The organism is Bacillus sp. OxB-1, from assembly GCF_000829195.1.
Taxonomy (GTDB): Bacteria; Bacillota; Bacilli; order Bacillales_A; family Planococcaceae; genus Sporosarcina.
The window spans coordinates 294852-313090 of the sequence record NZ_AP013294.1; the positions used below are offsets into that span (position 1 = coordinate 294852).

Annotated in this window: 16 protein-coding genes and 5 pseudogenes; 5 read left to right on the forward strand and 16 right to left on the reverse strand. The window is 41.8% G+C overall.

The features are described 5' to 3' along the window. Positions 1-50: 50 nt before the first annotated feature. From OXB_RS01650 to OXB_RS01660, 3 genes are all read right to left on the reverse strand, one after another. Positions 51-2033 (reverse strand): methyl-accepting chemotaxis protein, encoded by a 1983-nt coding sequence (locus tag OXB_RS01650; protein ID WP_231860341.1) that lies wholly within the window; start codon positions 2031-2033, stop codon positions 51-53. Positions 2034-2314: 281 nt separating this feature from the next. Further along, the gene (locus tag OXB_RS01655; RefSeq protein WP_041071337.1) at positions 2315-3310 is read right to left on the reverse strand and encodes a YecA family protein; all 996 of its coding nucleotides are present in this window, start codon (positions 3308-3310) and stop codon (positions 2315-2317) included. A 173-nt stretch (positions 3311-3483) separates the two neighbouring features. Then, on the reverse strand, positions 3484-5136 hold the full coding sequence (locus OXB_RS01660) for an SWIM zinc finger family protein (protein WP_041071340.1): 1653 nt from the start codon (positions 5134-5136) through the stop codon (positions 3484-3486). 205 nt (positions 5137-5341) lie between these two features. On the opposite strand from OXB_RS01660, the gene OXB_RS01665 reads away from it, so the two are divergent. Then, positions 5342-6352: a hypothetical protein gene (locus OXB_RS01665; RefSeq protein ID WP_144399631.1), complete on the forward strand. Its 1011-nt coding sequence runs from the start codon at positions 5342-5344 to the stop codon at positions 6350-6352. 321 nt (positions 6353-6673) lie between these two features. After that, a pseudogene (locus OXB_RS01670) lies at positions 6674-7852 on the forward strand (IS110 family transposase). 411 nt (positions 7853-8263) lie between these two features. Here OXB_RS01670 and OXB_RS01675 read toward each other — a convergent pair. The 12 genes and pseudogenes from OXB_RS01675 to OXB_RS18290 all read right to left on the reverse strand — a co-directional run. After that, positions 8264-8668: pseudogene (locus OXB_RS01675) on the reverse strand (alanine:cation symporter family protein); the annotation flags it as partial. Positions 8669-8758: 90 nt separating this feature from the next. Beyond that, positions 8759-9742 (reverse strand): ring-cleaving dioxygenase, encoded by a 984-nt coding sequence (locus OXB_RS01680; protein WP_041071349.1) that lies wholly within the window; start codon positions 9740-9742, stop codon positions 8759-8761. Between the two features lie 122 nt (positions 9743-9864). Then, positions 9865-10392, reverse strand: coding sequence for a YceI family protein (locus tag OXB_RS01685; protein ID WP_041071352.1), 528 nt, complete (start codon positions 10390-10392; stop codon positions 9865-9867). 154 nt (positions 10393-10546) lie between these two features. Then, positions 10547-10747, reverse strand: a complete 201-nt coding sequence (locus tag OXB_RS01690; RefSeq protein WP_041071355.1) for a hypothetical protein — start codon at positions 10745-10747, stop codon at positions 10547-10549. A 133-nt stretch (positions 10748-10880) separates the two neighbouring features. Beyond that, positions 10881-11408 (reverse strand): nitroreductase family protein, encoded by a 528-nt coding sequence (locus OXB_RS01695; RefSeq protein ID WP_041071358.1) that lies wholly within the window; start codon positions 11406-11408, stop codon positions 10881-10883. Between the two features lie 417 nt (positions 11409-11825). Next, on the reverse strand, positions 11826-12116 hold the full coding sequence (locus OXB_RS17840; protein WP_052483821.1) for a phosphate signaling complex PhoU family protein: 291 nt from the start codon (positions 12114-12116) through the stop codon (positions 11826-11828). A gap of 35 nt (positions 12117-12151) precedes the next feature. Continuing rightward, complete coding sequence (locus tag OXB_RS18790; RefSeq protein WP_158333628.1) at positions 12152-12307, reverse strand: PhoU domain-containing protein; 156 nt, start codon at positions 12305-12307, stop codon at positions 12152-12154. A 230-nt stretch (positions 12308-12537) separates the two neighbouring features. After that, positions 12538-13098: a DUF4256 domain-containing protein gene (locus OXB_RS01705; RefSeq protein WP_041071361.1), complete on the reverse strand. Its 561-nt coding sequence runs from the start codon at positions 13096-13098 to the stop codon at positions 12538-12540. Positions 13099-13382: 284 nt separating this feature from the next. Continuing rightward, complete coding sequence (locus OXB_RS01710) at positions 13383-13817, reverse strand: hypothetical protein (RefSeq protein ID WP_041071364.1); 435 nt, start codon at positions 13815-13817, stop codon at positions 13383-13385. A 318-nt stretch (positions 13818-14135) separates the two neighbouring features. Continuing rightward, on the reverse strand, positions 14136-14564 hold the full coding sequence (locus OXB_RS01720; RefSeq protein WP_041076124.1) for a DUF4275 family protein: 429 nt from the start codon (positions 14562-14564) through the stop codon (positions 14136-14138). 198 nt (positions 14565-14762) lie between these two features. Continuing rightward, positions 14763-14984, reverse strand: coding sequence for a CPCC family cysteine-rich protein (locus tag OXB_RS01725; RefSeq protein ID WP_197539996.1), 222 nt, complete (start codon positions 14982-14984; stop codon positions 14763-14765). 31 nt (positions 14985-15015) lie between these two features. After that, positions 15016-15711, reverse strand: coding sequence for a hypothetical protein (locus OXB_RS18290; protein WP_052483822.1), 696 nt, complete (start codon positions 15709-15711; stop codon positions 15016-15018). A 29-nt stretch (positions 15712-15740) separates the two neighbouring features. On the opposite strand from OXB_RS18290, the pseudogene OXB_RS18295 reads away from it, so the two are divergent. Together OXB_RS18295 and OXB_RS01735 are read left to right on the forward strand one after the other, a co-directional pair. Then, positions 15741-15968 (forward strand): annotated as a pseudogene (locus OXB_RS18295) (transposase); the annotation flags it as partial. 548 nt (positions 15969-16516) lie between these two features. Further along, positions 16517-16957 carry an Hsp20/alpha crystallin family protein gene (locus OXB_RS01735; protein ID WP_041071372.1) on the forward strand — a complete coding sequence of 147 codons (441 nt, stop codon included), beginning with the start codon at positions 16517-16519 and terminating at the stop codon, positions 16955-16957. Between the two features lie 106 nt (positions 16958-17063). Here OXB_RS01735 and OXB_RS01740 read toward each other — a convergent pair. Continuing rightward, positions 17064-17615, reverse strand: a pseudogene (locus OXB_RS01740) (IS66 family transposase); the annotation flags it as partial. 22 nt (positions 17616-17637) lie between these two features. Here OXB_RS01740 and tnpC point away from each other — a divergent pair. After that, positions 17638-18236: pseudogene (tnpC, locus tag OXB_RS01745) on the forward strand (IS66 family transposase); the annotation flags it as partial. Positions 18237-18239 lie beyond the last annotated feature (3 nt).

The following is an 18239-nucleotide window of genomic DNA, read 5'->3' on the forward strand; positions in this document are numbered from 1 at the left end:
CTTCCCTTGTTAATCATTCATTTTATGCACCTAAGAAAGGGTACTGAATGTTACAGCGTAAAACGGCTCACCTGACGATTCATCTCTTCCGCTAAAGCAGCGAGCTTGTCCGAACCGACTGCCACTTCTTCCATCGAACTGCTCGATTGTTGACTCGTTGCGGCTGTCTCTTCGACCCCGGATGCAGACTCTTCTGAGATGGATGCAATCTCTTCTATTGAACGATTCAACCGCTCACTATTGGCAGCAAAGTCCGCTAACGTTTCGGTAATTTCACTAATCAGGTCGCCCATATCAGCAATTTCATCGTTGATTCCATTAAAAGTTTCCGTTGTCTTTGTAATATCACGGGTTCCTTGCTCCACTTCCTGATATCCACTTTCCAATGATTTGGCCACATCGGCGGATTCAGATTGGATTCCGGTTACAATGCCGGTGATTTCCGTAACAGAGACCGAAACTTGCTCTGCCAGCTTTCTCACTTCATCCGCGACGACCGCAAATCCTTTTCCATGTTCACCGGCTCTGGAAGCTTCAATCGCAGCATTTAATGCCAGAAGATTCGTTTGATCCGCCACTTCCTGAATGACAGAAACGAGCTTGGATATTTCCTGGGTCTGGTTATCAAGGTTATTCATTTTTCTTGCTGCCTCTTGCACCATCTGATCAATTGTCATCATTTGCTTCGCTGAAGATTCCATGAGCTGTTTCCCAGTATCTGTCATGGTTCGCACTTCCACTGAGGTTTGATGAATTTGTTCACCTTTCTCATTTAACTCGAACATTTCCGATGAAAAACTGTTCATCGTGTCCGCTAATTCACTTAGTTGATCTGCCTGTTTCTCTGACCCTTCTGCCATTTCCTGCATCGTTAAGGCAATTTGATCAGAGCCGCTCTTCACTTCATTCGCCGCCTGTGATAGCTCTTCACTCTGCTCAGCAACATGGAAAGAAGCGTTTGCCACTTGTTGAATTGTATCATGCAAGGTATCTTTCATCACTTGCATCGCTCCGGTCAATCTTCCAATTTCATCGTTCCGGTTGCTTTCCTTGATTTCTATTGCCAGATTACCAGACGCCATATCCCCCATCCAATTGGAAACTTGTTTAATCGGATTGGATAACGATCTGCTGAACAAAATGGAAACGAAAAGTACAATGATTACCGTCGAAAGGGCGAGGAGAAGTCCAATCCAAACAATCTGTTCCTTTGTATGATGTACGACCGACATATCTTGCTCGATCCCGATCATTCCTATGACATGTTGGTTTGTTGGGTCGTACATGGGCATGTAGGAGATCAAATTCTTCCCATCGCTTTTAGAGACAGTTTCCCCATTGGCAATCGAGTCCAAAATGGTGGAGTTTTCGATAGATTCCCCTACATTTTCCTCATTGGATGACTCCATGATAATGCCCTCATCGTTATAGAGATCAATTGCAACTCCTTGAAACATGTCATGTAATTCGTGAAGAAAGGTATCGTCAATCCCTGTTTGCAATGTTCCAATCACTTTATTATTTCTTGAAATAGGAGCGAATGCACGAACAGAGAGTCCGCTGTTCCCCAATTCAAATCCGGAAAACGATTGGCCGTCTAACGCGGATTGAATGGCTGAAATTCCGCTTTTGTCATCTCCAAATTTTTCTGTTTGATGCGCTCGTAAATATACTGTACCCGATAGGTCGCCAAGTTCGAACACTTTCAATTCATGTTCAGCTTGCAGACGGGGGTAGAGGTTGTTGACAACTTGAAGGAGTTCACCGCGTTCACCCGATTCAAAAGCAGTAACCAACTCATCATGTTGGGCGTACATCGTAGTTAAAGCTAATAAGTCATCAGAAACTTTTGTCACTTGGGTTTGAACCGCGACCTCCAAATCTTGCTGTTGACCCGTCATCATTTTATCGAAGCCCTGCTCCGCTGCCCAATTAATACCTACTATAAGTAAACTTACTGGAATCAAAGCAACTGCTAAGAAAATGGTGAACAACTTTTTGTTCAAGCTATTCAATGCTAAAATCCTTTTCATCTCAAGAATTCCTCTCCCGTTTTCATGTCAATACAAAAAGGACCATCGAGATAAACCGTCCGATAGCCCTCCTTTATGTACAAAGACCTTCTGCTGATGAAACTTTCGAATCTGATTATTGCAGGTCTTTCCTCTTTCAATTAAACCATAGGGAAAAATGAAATTCAATTTTTTTATTGACAGAAACATGGACAACACTTGGAGACATATTTGAGGATAAGAGTAATCCTGCCAAAATCGGTTTGTTGGGCATCTTCTTTCTTCAGAGGATGCCCAACAGTTTAACTTAGTTTGGATTTGTGATATTCACCCAATTCCTTGTAATACTTATTCATCGAGGAAGGGGAAACGCTGAACCATTCGGCCATCTCTTTCAACGTCATGGTCAACGGTTCAAAAAACGCCTGTTCCTGGCCGAATCGAATGGCCCCTGCGGCAATCGCGACGTCTTTTCGGGCGTTCGGTTGCTGTTCCACTAAAAAGTCCTCTACAATTTCCAACAGCTGCTCGGATTCCCGATTGTGTTTCTCCAGAAACTCCATGACATGCAAAAGGACGCCTGCTTCGAAATTAGTGAACTCCCCGCCCTCATAGCCATCTGCTCCAAGCAGTTTCCAAAATTCGATGGCCTGTTCCTTCAAGTACTTCGGAGCCGTGTACTCGTCTTGAGTTGCCAATCTCTTCGCAAACTCTTGGATCGCGGCAGTATGATCCGTTGGGAAAAAGATTAAGCTCGACACGGCCAAATAATGATTTTCCTTGTCCGAAACACCCTCCGGTAAAATGAAACAATAAAGATAGACTCCAACCGGGACAGGCTTCTCGCTTTCCCGCCGCAACCGGATGGTCTCATCCTCCACAATCTTATGTACAGTGAGATAAGCGTCATCCACTTCTATCACTTCACCGATAAACACACGTGGCTGTTGCCATTCTTCGAGTACGCGTAAAACGGATGGACGCACCAACTTCTTCTGTTGTTTTGCCAAATATCCTTGCCAAATGTCAGGGCGATGGTGGAAAAAGAACTCATCCAAGACGATGGCTTCGATCATCTCCTCCAGCAAATACGTTCCGAGCGAAGATTTCCATTCATTTGCCAAATTTAAGTATTCGGGAATGTCTTTTCGTTCCGGATATTCTTCATAGAATGCTTGCAATACGCGTTCTAACTCTTCCGATTGAACTGCCTCCATCGAGATCGCCTGTTTCGATGCACAACATTTCTTATATTTCTTTCCACTGCCACAAGGGCACGGATCATTACGTCCAATCACAACTAACACTTCCTTTTAAAAATTTGTGACTGTATTAGTGTAACATTCTTATGGACAAAGAAGCAGGTTAACCAGATACTTCCATGGAGCGCGCAAAATTGAGGAGTACAACAATAAATACCCCAGTACTTTTTTTGCAAGGAGTGCATGTTAATTACTTTTGAATGGATTCTTCAAATCTTTCCGAGTTCATCCTGGAAAGCAGGTTTATTGCGATAGGTCTCCTTCAATTCTTGGAACAGTTTCTCATATCGGCTTTGGCCCGCTATGTTTCCGAACTCCTTCAGTTTTCCGCAAACGCCTTGATACGCTTTTCGATTCGTAGCCACTTTCGCTTTAGTATGAATGAACTCCCGATAGAGGTCGACCACTTCATCCTCATACGCTTCCCGAAGCTGCGACGCGTATTTTTCGATGGCCATCGGATTTTCACGGACATGCTCCAATATGGCTGGCAAATCGTTTTCCTCTTCTATCATTTGAATATAAACCATGCGGGCTCTCCAGCCGTCTTGACCTTTCAACTCCCGCTTCAACAGTTGATACAATATTTTTTCATCCTCGCCAGCAAGTTCTTTCAGCTCGGTGTAATATTCAAAATGCCCATCGAATAATAGCTCTTTCGCCAGCTCTTCCTGCTCTTCTTTCATGGCTAACCCTTTATAGGCAAGATATCTTTTTTTCTTCCAACCCGTGACCAATCCCGGATACTCAGCATCCTGTCGCTCTCCCCCAAATGCCAACTCCAGAACCTGACGGTAATTTCCTTCCTTCAAATACCGATCAATCAGTGCATTTCGAAATGTCGAATAGGCGATATTGTCCGCGACGAAATTTTCAAGCTCCGAAGCCGTGCCGTACATCGCAATCATTTCCCCTTTAAGGTGAAGAAGTTGTTCCAGTGAATACTTGCTCGATGTCGACGCCATCAATTCGCCTATTTTGTCCTCAAATTTCTTTCTGTTCCTTTCCGAATTCAAGAGTTGCAAACCTGTATGGAGCAGATCGATCTGATATTCCATCCATTCCACCAATTCAGGACTATCCAGTTTTTCCAGCAATTTATCCAACATTTGTTCCGCCAACCGGACATCCGAACCGTCTGTTTCCTCCACCACCGTTTCAATCGCCTCGATGGTGGAAGAGACAAGACCTCCGATAGAGCCATCGGAATCGTCCACATATTGAAAGGCATCGACCGCTTCACCCAAAAGCAAGAAGGCAACATCCAATGCGACAAGAGGATCCTCCGTACTTTCAACTTTTTCCAGAACTTCCAACAGTTCATCCACAAAATCACTAGCATCCCGATAGGCAATGAAGCTGCCCCTGCTCGTGTACTTCCGGATGATGGCCTTGATCCATTCTTCGCTTTTCTCCAATTCGTTCGCTTTTCCATCTCTCGAATAGTTAGCGAGCAGGCGGTTTTTCAGGATGGGATCCTCTTCAGATAAGTTCACTAGGATCTGAACTACCTGCTCCTTCGACAACCCCATCAGCACATCCCGTAACTCAACTTGCTTGTCCGTGGATGTTTGTCGCTTCACTTCCGGCTTGCCGAATGTCTCCTCCAACTCAAAAAATACCGCCACTTCATGCTTGCAAATCGGCCCGTAATCATACGGGCAATCACAATCTGAATAAAGGATGGAACCATCTTCATCAAGGGTCACATTCACCTCATAGTCTTCGCTCCCCTCCACTATGCAGGAATAGCGGCCGCCTCCTTCATGAACCACGTCCAAGGCTCGCCCCTCCCAAAAATAGTCGCGCCCTCTATCCACAATCTTCTTGTCCAGCTCCTCTTCAAACGAATGGATGTTCATCCGTTTTCCCCTCCTCGTTTATGTTTTTCTCATTCTATCATAACGTTAGCCTCCCCTTGCCATAAGAAACAGTCTAGCAAATAGTCCTACTCCCCAGTGTCCAAAGAATCGTTTTTCGGCCAGAATACCGTTGATTTGAAACATTTCAACAAGACACCCGTATAGGAAACAGAGATTTCTATTTCGAGAGGAGCCTTGTTCTATGATGAGAAAAACGATAAGTCTGCTGGCAATCGCCAGTCTATTTCTGTTGGCAGCCTGTAACCAGGACAAGGAGATTAAAGAGGCAGAGAGTGCAGAGGCAGATGTGCCGACTCCATCTAGAGAGCCGGATATTCCAAAAGAAGAGGTAGTGCAGGATGAACCGGAGGACGTGGCGGTTTCTGAAAATATTGGCGAAATGGATATTGATTTTGCGGGAGACGTCAAGCTGGAAGGGCAGAAACTTACGATTGATGGCCAGTCCAATCTTTTGGAAGGATCTAAGCTCTATGTGCAAATTGATTGGCTGGAAGGCTATCTCATTGGCGGAAATCGAGTGGCGCTGGTCGAACCGGATGGCAGCTTCACATTCGAAACAGAGCTTCCGGAAAAAGTGGACGGCCATCTGACCGTGGAGATCAAGTTTGAACCGATCAATCAAAACGAAGATATCCGAGACCACTACGGAGAGACCGGAGACCGATTGGAAGGCCCATTCGTCCGTCTCTCCGATTACGATCAGGAAACACAATACCAAAAAGCATCCGCGATTTTGGAAATTGCACAGAATTCAGGTCAAACTGAAGCAGAAATCATAGCGCCCGAGTGGAATCAGCCGGAGGACTATGGAACAACCGAAATCCGGATCGACTCGATCGACGTTACAAAAGATGACGAATATATTTACGTTTTGGGAAAAAGCAATTTACTGGAAGGGACAAAACTACGGGGACGGGCCCTCATTCCGAACTATATCACTTCCGGATTTATCGGCCATGCGACGGTAAATCCGGATGGCTCCTTCCGTATCCTCTTTGAAAATCCGGAAACCAACGAACGGATCAAGATTTTGGCCGATTACGAAATTACCGTCGAGACGGATATAGTTGGAACCAGCTACCCGGACGTGTTGACAACCTACGGGGAAAACGGGAGAAAGATGACTGGCAGCTTGGTTGAGGACGAAGGGGAAGGGAAAATGGCAAAAGTGGAGTTACAGGAGAAAGCAGAGTGATCCCGCCCAGAAACTGACACGCCTTGGCGAGAATTGCAACGGTTCCCTTTAACCACCTCTATAAGAACAATATAAACATACTAACATTAGTAGTACAAACCAAGGCCATGGTTTGTGCTACTATTTTTTTATAGTAGAAGTGGAGGAAAGCCGAACAGCCTCGTGGATCAACAAAGAATCCGTATTAAAAACCGGCCCACTTCACACCCTTATTTGAATCAGATTAGTATGTTGGGTCCTTCGAGATCGTGTATAAGAAAATAGAATCGATAAGGCACTGTGAAGACTTCTATGATTGGCTATAAAGGAGAACAGTTTATGATTAAACATGTCGTGGCATTTGATGTCAGTATGGGAAAAAGTACGATGGTTATTTACAATCGTCATCGTCAATGTGAATTTGAGGGAGAGATCCTACATAATCGTCCATCTTTTGAAAAGCTCCACAATACCTTACAAGAACTGAAAGCACAGGATGGGCAAACACCTGAAATTGTCTTCGAAGCAACAGGCGTCTATTCAAAAGGGTTAGAAAGATTTCTTCAAGATTATCAGTACGCCTACTGCTGTCTAAATCCCATTCAAGCAAATGAAGAAACCAAGACAATGAGACGACAAAAAACAGATAAAGCGGATGCCCATGGATTAGCCCGGACACATTTCCGTAACGAACGTGTTCATACCTACGTGGAAGATGATTATTATGGACAAATGCGAGCATGGTCACGTTATTATGCCGAGCTGGATGCAGAACTAAACCATTTACATAATCGAATGCATGCGATATTACAACTAAGTTTTCCTGAACTGGGAACCCTGTTCTCCACACGTTCTGCGCTCTTTTTAAATATTGTCCAGTTATATCCGCATCCCGAAGAAGTACTTGACCATTCGAGAACGGTCATTCGTAATCGTTTGAAGCAAAATACTAAAAAGAACCTGTCACTACAGCGAGCGGAAGCAAAAGGACAATGTCTATTGGAGGCAGCTAGGCTTTCCTATCCAGCCATCTCAAGAAACGATATTCGATGTGAGCAGGTACGCGACTATGCCCGTAGAATTAGTGATTTAAAGGAAAAGAAAGAGCAGCTCATCAAACAAATGGTCACCCTATCCGAGGACAAAGTGGAATATCAAGTACTAATGTCCTTTCCAGGAATAGGCGAAACAACAGCTGTTCGAATTATCGGGGAGTTAGGGGACATCCGCCGTTTTAAAACCCACAAGCAATTAAATGCGTATGTCGGTATTGATTTGCGTGTCTAGCAATCCGGGAAACATCAAATGAAAGATATTATTAATCGACGAGGAAATCGTCATTTACGGAAAAAAATCAAGAACCATCTTGTGGAGTATTATGACAAATTAAAAACGCAACCTCAGGGAAAGCCCCATAAAGTTGCGTGTATCGCGTGTATGAATAAGTTCTTGAAGTTAGCCTTTCACCTGATCACACACGGAAAAACCTATGATTACGAAGTAGCGACCAACTACTCATAATCCATTAAATTCACTATATCATAAATGACCTTGCGAAAAAATGAAAAATCGTTAGGTCTTTTTGGCATGCTCATTCTCTGTTCGGGAGGGGGTGCACCCCCTCCCGAACAGAGAATGTATCCCACCAAACAAATTATTTCTTAAAAAGCTATTGACTGGAGGTAAGAAGAGGCTGTCTGAAAAGTTCATTTACCAGGATAGATATCGGCAAAAAGCAAGGGCGGCGGGAGACTCCCTGCGGGAAAGCCGGCCGGCGAGACCCCGCACGGCTGTAAGCCGGAGGAGGCTCGGCGGCTGGCCCGCGGAAAGCGACCAGAGCCCTTGCTTTTTGCATGTTTATCGGTAAAATCTACTTTTCTAGACAGCCCCCATTATTTCATTCTGTACGCATACCAATCCCTCAAATTCAGTTTAATTCCAAAAGTCCGTTTTCTCTTTTAAGCCAATGGATTGCACTTTGAACACGGGATTCTTTCCTTCTTTCTTCTGCTTCGTATAATCATCGAGGCATCGGAATGCGATCCGTCCGAGTATCAAAATAACCGGAATATTGATCAATGCCATGATTCCCATCAAGACATCCGCAGTGTCCCAAGCAATCGAGAATTCGAGTTGTGCGCCAAAGAAGACGATGACGGCAGCAGCCAACCGGAAAAGAGTAAGTGTTACCTTACTCGGATCTTTTTGAACCAAGTATTTGAAATTCGATTCCGCGTAGAAGAAATTCCCGATGATTGTCGTAAAGGCAAAGCAGAACAACGCAAACGTGATAAAGAATTCACCGAATGTCGCAGAGAGCGCTTCCTGCGCATAGGGAACCCCCTTAGCTTGACAACGATGTAATCAACCTTCATTCGGTTCCAAACAACATGTGGCCATACACATGTTGTTCGGTTTGAATAAGTCTTACAAATACTCTTTTTCGAATTTCTTGTTGCTTCGAACCGTATCGATTGGTCGTACAAGCGATTCAATGGCTTCTCGCTTTTCTTCAAAGAAAGGCGGTAAAGATAATTTTTCTCCAAGTGTTTCATATGGCTCGTCTCCCATAAACCCAGGACCATCCGTGGCTAATTCAAAAAGGATCGATGGGGCCACTTTTGTATAGAGAGAGCCGAAATAGTAACGCTCGACATAGCCTGAGTTCGGTAATTGGTATTCGAGTAAACGTTGTTGCCATGCTTCTAAATCTGCACGCTCATCCACCCGGAATGCAGCATGGTGAACCGTGCCAAATCCTTGTTGCGCCTGCGGTAAAACGGTATTGTACTCAACGATCACTTGAGCCCCGTTGCCTCCCTCTCCCATTTCAAATAAATGGAATGAATCTTCTTGCGCTATTTCCCTCATCAGCATTACGGTTTCCAACATTTCCTTGAAATAATTGAAATGGGAAGTCCGAACAAAAACAGGGCCTAATCCTGTAATTGCGTATTCCAGCGGCACAGGGCCATTCTGCCAAGGAGTGCCGGCAGCGACCCCTTTGTTCTGCTCATCTGAAATCAATTGATACTGTTGGTCATCAAAATCGGTAAACGGTAAAATCTTTTCCCCAAATTGTTCTTGGATGCCTATATGTTTCACTCCGTATTTCTCAAACCGTTTCACCCAATACTCCAACGCCGCATTAGTCGGAACCCGAAAAGATGTTTTTGAGATTTCATTAGTGCCATGCACCCCTTTAGGGATACCAGGGAAATCGAAAAACGTCATATCTGTTCCTGGACTGCCGACATCATCCGTGAAATACAAGTGATAGGTTTTAACGTCGTCTTGGTTGACTGTTTTTTTAACTAAACGCAAACCTAACGTATACGTAAAAAACTCATATATCTTTTCTGCACTGCTTGTTATAGCTGTAATATGGTGAAGGCCTTTTAACTCTTTCATTTTCAATTCCTCCGTTTTTACAATTATCTTGAATTCGAGATATATAGTTAAAATTAAAGCTCGTAGGCTGGTGACTAATCCCATCGTGTCATCAGCCCACTCGCTTGAATTTTGCAAGATTATTAAGCTTGTGGATTTAATTGCAATTCGACTTTGATTTTGATGTCCTTGCCTACTAGGACTCCACCCGTTTCCAGCGCGGCATTCCAAGTGAGTCCGAATTCTTCACGGTTGATTTTAGCTTCCGCTTCAAAACCGTACACTTCCACCCCCCATGGGTTGGTCCCTTTACCGCCGTACTCGACTTCAAAAGTTACTGGTTTCGTTACATCTTTAATAGTCAAATCTCCAGTTACTTTATAGTCATCGCCTTTTTTCGTAATGTCGGTAGATTTGAACACAATCTTCGGATTTGCTTCGGCATCAAAGAAGTCTGCTGATTTCAAGTGATTGTCGCGGTCTTCGCTATTTGTATCAATGCTTGCTGTATCAATCTCAAATGCGATTGTCGCCGTTGTCAAATCCGTCAAATCTTCAGCTTCCACGTCCGCCGTGTAAGAGTTGAACTGTCCTTTCACTTTAGATACCATCATATGTTTCACTTCAAAACCAATGCTTGAGTGAGATGCGTCAACTGTCCATTTTGCCATTATAAATTCCTCCCAATAATTTTTAATAGTTCGATCTGATAATTAATTTCCCTTTACCTCGAAATCAATTATCTTTAATTCGAGATAAATATACCATGAACATCCAATCACTGTCAACCACTTTGGCTCGTTCAATTTTGAATTCAGCTGTTGATTAATTAAAACCCGGCGCAGTTATTCCCGCCACTATCATGAGTAGCGAAACAGACGCAGCCAAAGCCGGTTTCATGGACGCCCTCTCATCTTTGACTAAAGAAGTGATTGCATGGACCAACGAAAAAACGAACACAAACGGCCAAATCATCCACGTCCAGTAATAAAGTATTCCCAACCCTTGCATTAAACCGATTAGCATACACGGCGCCTCCTCGTCTCAACTTTATGATGTTAATGATAGCATATATGTATTAATATTCCTTTACTGCTTATAATGGCCTTCTGAAAAAAGTCCCCGATTCATATTTCTGAATCGAGGACTTTTTCAGCTGTCATTTTTGAAAGTTTTCATAGAAGACGATGGCTTCCTTAGCCACATGTTTTTTCGGCGCAGGGATTTCAGCAGGATAGCCAAGACCGATGATGGCCACGACACGACGATCACCCGGGAGATGCAACGCATCCCGCACATGGCTTTCCCGACGTTCAGACTCCAGCTCATCTTCCGAATGATACACCGCTCCGAATGCCGCACCTAATCCCTGTTCCACGGCACTTAGCCAAATAAACCCGCAAGCGATGGATGCGTCTTGCAACCAATACTTACTGACATCCGGGCGCCCGGTTATCACGATAGCCGCGGTTGTCTCCGTTAACCATGGAACAAATGGCGTCGTCTTCGCCAAATGGTCCAGCATCTCCCTTTTCTGAACAACAATGAATTCCCTCGAAGGCAGGTTATTGCCGGTTGGGGACAAATAAGCAGACTCAATAATTTCCTCTAAAACATTGTTAGGTATTTCCTTCGCTTGATATTTCGTGATCTCTCTTCTTTGCCTGATCGCCTCTGAAACAAGCATCGTTCGGACTCCCTCCCTGATTGTTTAGTTATTCAATCTGATTATAGCATATTCACTTCGAGTTCCGGCTGTAATTCATTTGTCGATTTATATGCAAAAAACACCGCTTGAGAAAAGCGATGTAGGATAGCATAAAGTGGGGGATATCATTTATTTCTGCAATTTTTGCAGACCTTCACGATTTTTGTCGGTTCAACTTTAACGGGATACAATAACTTTATCCTTTTTCGTTCACATAACGGGCAGCTTCCCCGCGCATTGGAAGGTAGCTTATTTAAGATTTTTCCTCGATTTCTTTTCGCCAACGCTAATCACCCCTACCGTAAAGATTTCTCTATCTCTGTAGTAGATGATGACACGGTGAAAATATTGACGGGAAAGTGGGTAAAAAGTGAAAATTTAAGGTTCCAGGTAATTTTATTGGTTCAAATCATAGATCTGACCTTTTATCAAATACGCTGCGCTTTCAGCAATATTTGTAATGTGGTCGGCAGTTCGTTCCAGATAACGATTGATGAATAATAATTGGACGAGCTGTGCCGTTTCTTCTGGATGTTCCCGTAAATATTCAGTGATGTTTTTATATGTTTCGGTATAGTGATTGTCGACTTGGTCGTCCAATTCCGCTACTTCCTTGGTGAGTGTTATATTTCCATCGATAAACGCAGACACTGCCATTTTCAGCATTTTAAGCGAAATCTCATTCATTTGCTCCAGCTTTATAATATTGATCAGTGATTCCGTTATCCCGATTTTAGCTGCCGCTCGATGTCCGATTTGATTTTTAAGGACGCAATGATTCTCCGAAGATCCGTTGCAAAGGGTTGCACTTTTGCAATCAGCCATACAGCAAATGGATTGATTTCTTGGTCTAGATTATCAATCGCTGTGTTCGGCATGGTTGCATTCCTCCAAGAGTACTTTTACAAGCGGGATATGGACTCGATTACTCATCAACTAAGTTAATAGGTAATAGTAAATTCAACTTATATAGGATTACCATATTTTCAAGGCACTGTATGAGGGCTTGGAAAATATGCAATTAATAAATAAATCAACGTACAGAGAACCATCACCCTGTGCGTTGATCTTTTTACTTGCTTTTGACTAACACGCCAACCGTGCAATTTCAAACTCGGAGCGAGCCGCGGAAGCCCCGGGCAGCATAGTAGGAGTCTGCCCCATTATGGTACAAGAAGACATACTCATAACGCCGATCACAGAAAAGGGCGCCGCCGAGATGTCTGATGGCAGCGGGCGTCTGTACCCAACTTGATGTTTTCATATCAAATTTTCCAAGCTTCTGCAGTTCACGGTATTGTTCTTCTGTTAACAACTCAATCCCCATGGCAGCAGCCATGTCCATAGCGCTGTTTTCCGGTTTATGTTTCTTTCTCGACTCCAACGCCTCCCGGTCATAACAAACACTTCTCCGACCTTTCGGACTTTCCGTTGAACAATCATAAAAAATATACTCGTCCGTCTTGTCTTCATAGCCAACAACATCCGGCTCACCACCGGTCGTTTCCATTTCTTGAAGCGACCATAATTTATCAGGAGCCGCTTCCAGCTTCACTTGGACATTCGTCCATTCGAGACCATCATGGCGGTTCATGTTTTCTGCAAAACGGGCTTGCAATGTTTTGAGTAATTCTTCACGTTGTTCTGGTGATAACTCCTTATTACTCATGTCGGCCTCCTCATTTTGTCTTGTGACAAGCATATCCCCAACTGTCATTGTTCTATTCCAATCCAGCCACCGATTCAATATGGGATGAGTGTTATGGCAACATAGATTTCATTCGCGCTGTTCAGAAATATTATTGTATTGCTACACCACTTTTCTCAAACCCTTGCTATTCCTACGTTTTCATTTCTGAATTTTTATCAGTACCAGTTGTCTTTCAATATCATTCAAATCCATTTTCTTTTCTCCGTATCTTCCACATTATTTCCTGTTACGTTAAGTGATAATCATTTCGATAGTATCAACCTTCTTAACTCCTTTGTCATTTGAGGGGATGTAAGATAAATCGAATCATCGGTAATATACATAAACGTACTCTTCTCATTTTCCTTTCCTAACCATAAATGAATTCCATGTGTAGGCAGTCCCCCTTCTTCTGCCTCGTATTCCACCATTACATCGTAATCAGGTTCAGATATCTTAACCTCCCCTGGTTGTTTGACAGAAGTCGTAATCGCCTTTTCAAAAACATCTAATGATTCCTCTTCTTTGATTGATAAAATAATCTCCTCATTCATTTCTCCTGTTCCATTCGACTCTGAAATTTTAATTTCTGATATTTTTTCATCTAAAAGAACCATTGTTTCTCCTTGTTGTAATTGGCATCCTATTAAAGCGATTGCCATACATAAAATTGTTAATATCGAAAATATAACCTTCAAGCTATTTCCTCTCCTCTATCATCAAAGTGAGCAGAGTTGCCCACTTAATAAGACGGTTTATATATTCTATCGGTGTCGGTATCAATTACATAATCAACCTCTATGTCTTCATTATAGGCAAGTTGGTCAAAGCTGTTAATTCGGCAAAATAAAGCTGGAAGGTCTAAAATATCTGAAGTAAGAGCTTTGGCATTTATATACCTTTTCATAAGTTCCTTTTTTGAACACCTTTTCCCTTTAATTAGAATTTGGTGATAATATCCGTCAATTTTAACTATCAATGTCATCACGATTGACTGCTAACCAATCCATATAGCTTTAGTTTGTTTTGTCTTTTCGACTGAAATACGGACCGCACCAGCCTGTTTCATGCGTTCTTACGTAAGTCCAATTAAATTCTTTATCTACTACGTAAACATCTTCTTCATTTACAAAGTCCTCGGCTGTTAAATAAGAAGCATTTTCAAGTATATAAACATCATCCAAATGCTGATAAAAAACATAACAAAACTGTTTTTGTTCTTTGTTAAATGCTGTATCAGCTTCTTGTTCTTTTAAGTATTTCCTTCTTTCATAACTAAACACATGCCAGAGGTAGCCATAGTCATGGAGAAAAATAGACTTCTTTTCCTTATCATTCAGATGGTTTACAAAACTATCTTCCCACTGCTTTCTCAAATACACTCCCCATTTAGGTATTTCTCTTACTTTCACTTTTTTCATTCTTAGTAAAGATACTAAATCCATCATATTTTCCAACATGACACCCACTTTTTATTAATCAAATTGCTAACCGTATGTTTCATAAGAAATCTCCATTAAAATATTTTCGTATGACTTTATCTTCCTCCAAAGTGCCTCATATTCTGACGAATCAGGTTTGCACTTGTCTAATTCAACAAACATACTTATTAAAGATTTTTTTAATTCAACTTCTTTATCGGTTTATTTTTCTATATTTCTCCTATCTCGGTACATAATGAGGTGTTCTTTAAAATTCTTTCTCGCTTCTGTAAGAGAATAATTGCCATTTGGACCTCCCCATACTTCATTCGCATTTGGGTCGTCTTGTCCATCGTCTTCCCAATAACAAAGTTCACATATATCAAATATTCCCCGTTCTTCAATTGTTGGAAAACCACAACAAGGACACTTTTCCCGTTTCAATCTAATCTCTCCCTTTAATCAGATAAAGTTTTTAACGCAAATGACGTTTATACTGCTTAAATGCCTTGTGTGGTGGAATCCCTACCGTTTCATCAGGTACATAACAATCTCTATCGTGATATGGCATTTCCAACTCTTCCCATTCAAAATCATCCTCAACACATTTAATAAATAAATCGTAACCCTCACCATCTGAAGGGGATAACCCTAACCTTATTTCTTTATGCTTTAATGCAACATCAATCGCTTCTTTAAGTTCCATTAAAGCTGTTCGATTGGCAATAAGATAGGCATTACTATGCCACATCTGTTGTCCAAATATATGGCACAAAGGGGTCGGTTCATCCTCTTCATAAAAACGATTCTTATATGCTTGATTTAGCTGTTCAAGTACGGTTTCGGGGCTATAAATATCTAAATAGGTATCCATACCACTTTCCCAATACCTTTGTCCGCCACCCCAAAACTGTGAAACAAAGTCATCATATAAATCATTGTTCTCCACAAATAAATATCTTTCCAAGGCATCTTCTAAATCCCCAATATAATAATAGCTGTGTATTTGTATTTCATCCTTTTTAAAAATAAAATGATAAAGAGTATCCGCTATTTTTTCGCTTTCCAGCAAATCAAAATTATTTTTCTTTGTATTCTTAGGCTTTAATCCCCCATTTACAAATGGTGTTTCTGGAATATAAATAGCTGTGAACAATTTTACATCTGACATTTATAGACACCTCCTAACCCAATATTACCACCACAGATTTAAGGAGATATAGTGCACCGGCCCGTGCTTCCAAAGCATGGAAGATCCTTTTTCATCGCCGGACCGCTGTGGAACGTGTTAATGCTTATCTGAAAGAGTTCTTTCAATTGAATAACGTCCGCTATCGGACAGGAAAACGCGCGAAAGTTCACTTCGACTTACACGTGCTTATTTACAACGCTTCAAAACTCGCTGCCGATCGAATCGGCGCAGTTTGAGCCAAGTTCAAGCAGCATGATTTCTGTTTTTTTAAATACAATCCACAAATTCTGCTCTTGTTTGTATTTTTAAAAAGAGGAATTATGAAATTGATTCAGGTAAATAAATAAAAGTGAAACCATCCAATATATACTTTGAAATATCATTTGTTTCAACTAGTTCTTTAACTTCGGTAATTGGTAAATGTTCAAACAAGTAATTTAGATTAATTTCTTCAGATGTAGAATTATTTAAGAAAGAAATAATATTTTTTTCTATTGATATACGGTTAACAAGAATCTTTAAAAAGTACATTCAATTGTTTTATTTCCGACTGTTACGGTTCTATTAACTAAATCAGGAGAGTTAGATAATTGTTTTTTAATACTTTCAACATCAATTTGCTTAGCCTGTTTTTTTAAAAAATTCACATAAATATCCCTTATAATCCAAATTTAACCTTTAATATTTTTCACAATATAAAATTTCTTATACACATAACTTTCCTTGTATATTTTTTAATTCCAAGAACAAAATACATGTAATAAAAAAACAAGGAGTGATTTGTATGTCATTAACACCGTATGATCCATTTAGACAACTAGCAAATATGCGAAGAAATTTTGACCGTTTTTTCTCTGACTTCCCTCTAGATCTTGGGATGGAAAACAATAATTTTGGTAGTATCAGAGTTGATGTGCATGAAACTGAAAATGAAGTAATTGCTTCATGTGATATTCCAGGTCTTGAGAAAAAGGAAGATGTAAATATTGATATTGAAAATAATATGTTAAGCATCAACGGTACCATCAATAAAACAAATGAGATTAAAGAAGAAAGTATGTATAGAAAAGAACGCTATACAGGTAGCTTTCATAGGACTGTATCCTTGCCAAGCCCTGTATCTAATGAGGGAGTAAAAGCAACCTATAAGAACGGTGTTCTTGAAGTCAGAATGCCAAAGAAAACAAATGATAACAAAAAGAAAATTGATGTAGACTTTCACTAAATGAGTAAACTATTACCTGTTATGTAAGCCCGTAATATAAAAACGCCCTTGAAGGCGCACAGCTGCACAAATAGCCCTGGCATTCGAGTTTTTTACGAATGCAGGGCTATTTTCTTCCGCAGGAAAGGCGGATGTTCTTAGACCAGGGCAAATATTTGTCCAACAGGTCGGGGTCCTGCTGGAAGTTCAAATTCGGCAGTTCGGTAAATAGCTTCTGGAGATAGGAGTAAAAATCAATCCCATGGACCTTAGCTGTTTCAGCAAGGGATAGACAGACGGCGTTTGCTTGCGCACCCGCTTCACTCACGGAGAATAACCAATTTTTACGTCCGATGACGTTCGGTCGGATGGCATTCTCAGCGGGATTGTTGTCGATCTCGAGCCGGCCGTCCTTCAGGAATGCCCGTAGCCCTTCCGCCCGGTTCAGTGTATACTCCGCTGCTGTCGCAAGCGCACTTTTCCCATAGAAAGGAGATTGCTCTACCCACTGAAGGAATTCCTCGACAATTGGTTTGGAGTGCTTGTTCCGCGCCTTTCGTCGTTTGCCCGGAGGCAAATTCCTGAACTTCCGCTCCAGATGATAAAGGCGGTCGCAATACTCCACGCCAATTCGGCCATTCTTGCTGTCGGCCTTGAGCCAATACCGGCGCACGTGTGCCTTATCTAAGTTCTCGAATAAGGCACATGCTCGTCGTAAATTCGATGAAGCTCTAAAAGCTTTGCCTGAACAACAACGGTCGAAAGATGTCACAGCCAAAGAAGGCCTGCAGTTCTGTAACCAACTCTTTGCGATTGAACGAGAAATCAAAGATTTATCTTTTGATGAACGTCATCAAGTGCGACTAGAAAAAAGCCGACCGCTTCTTGGTGCTTTTTCAGTATGGCTTCGCACGCAAACACCAAAAATGTTACCAAAGAGTGCACTTGGACAAGCGATCAAATACTGTCGCAATCAATGGGATAAGCTAGAGGCTTTCTTAGAGGATGGTAGACTGGAGATTGATAATAATAGAAGTGAGAGATCCATTAAGCCATTTGTCATTGGAAGAAAAAACTGGATTTTTGCAAACACTCCGAAAGGAGCGAAGGCTAGTGCTGTGACTTATAGTATTGTAGAAACAGCCAAAGAAAATGGGCTTAATCCTTATCAATACTTGATGTACATTTTCGAGAAGCTTCCCAATGTAGATGCGAGTATGAGAACGCCATTGATCTGTTACTTCCTTGGTCGAATAGTCTTCCAACTCGCTGTCTTATTAACATGATAAATAAATTATAAGTC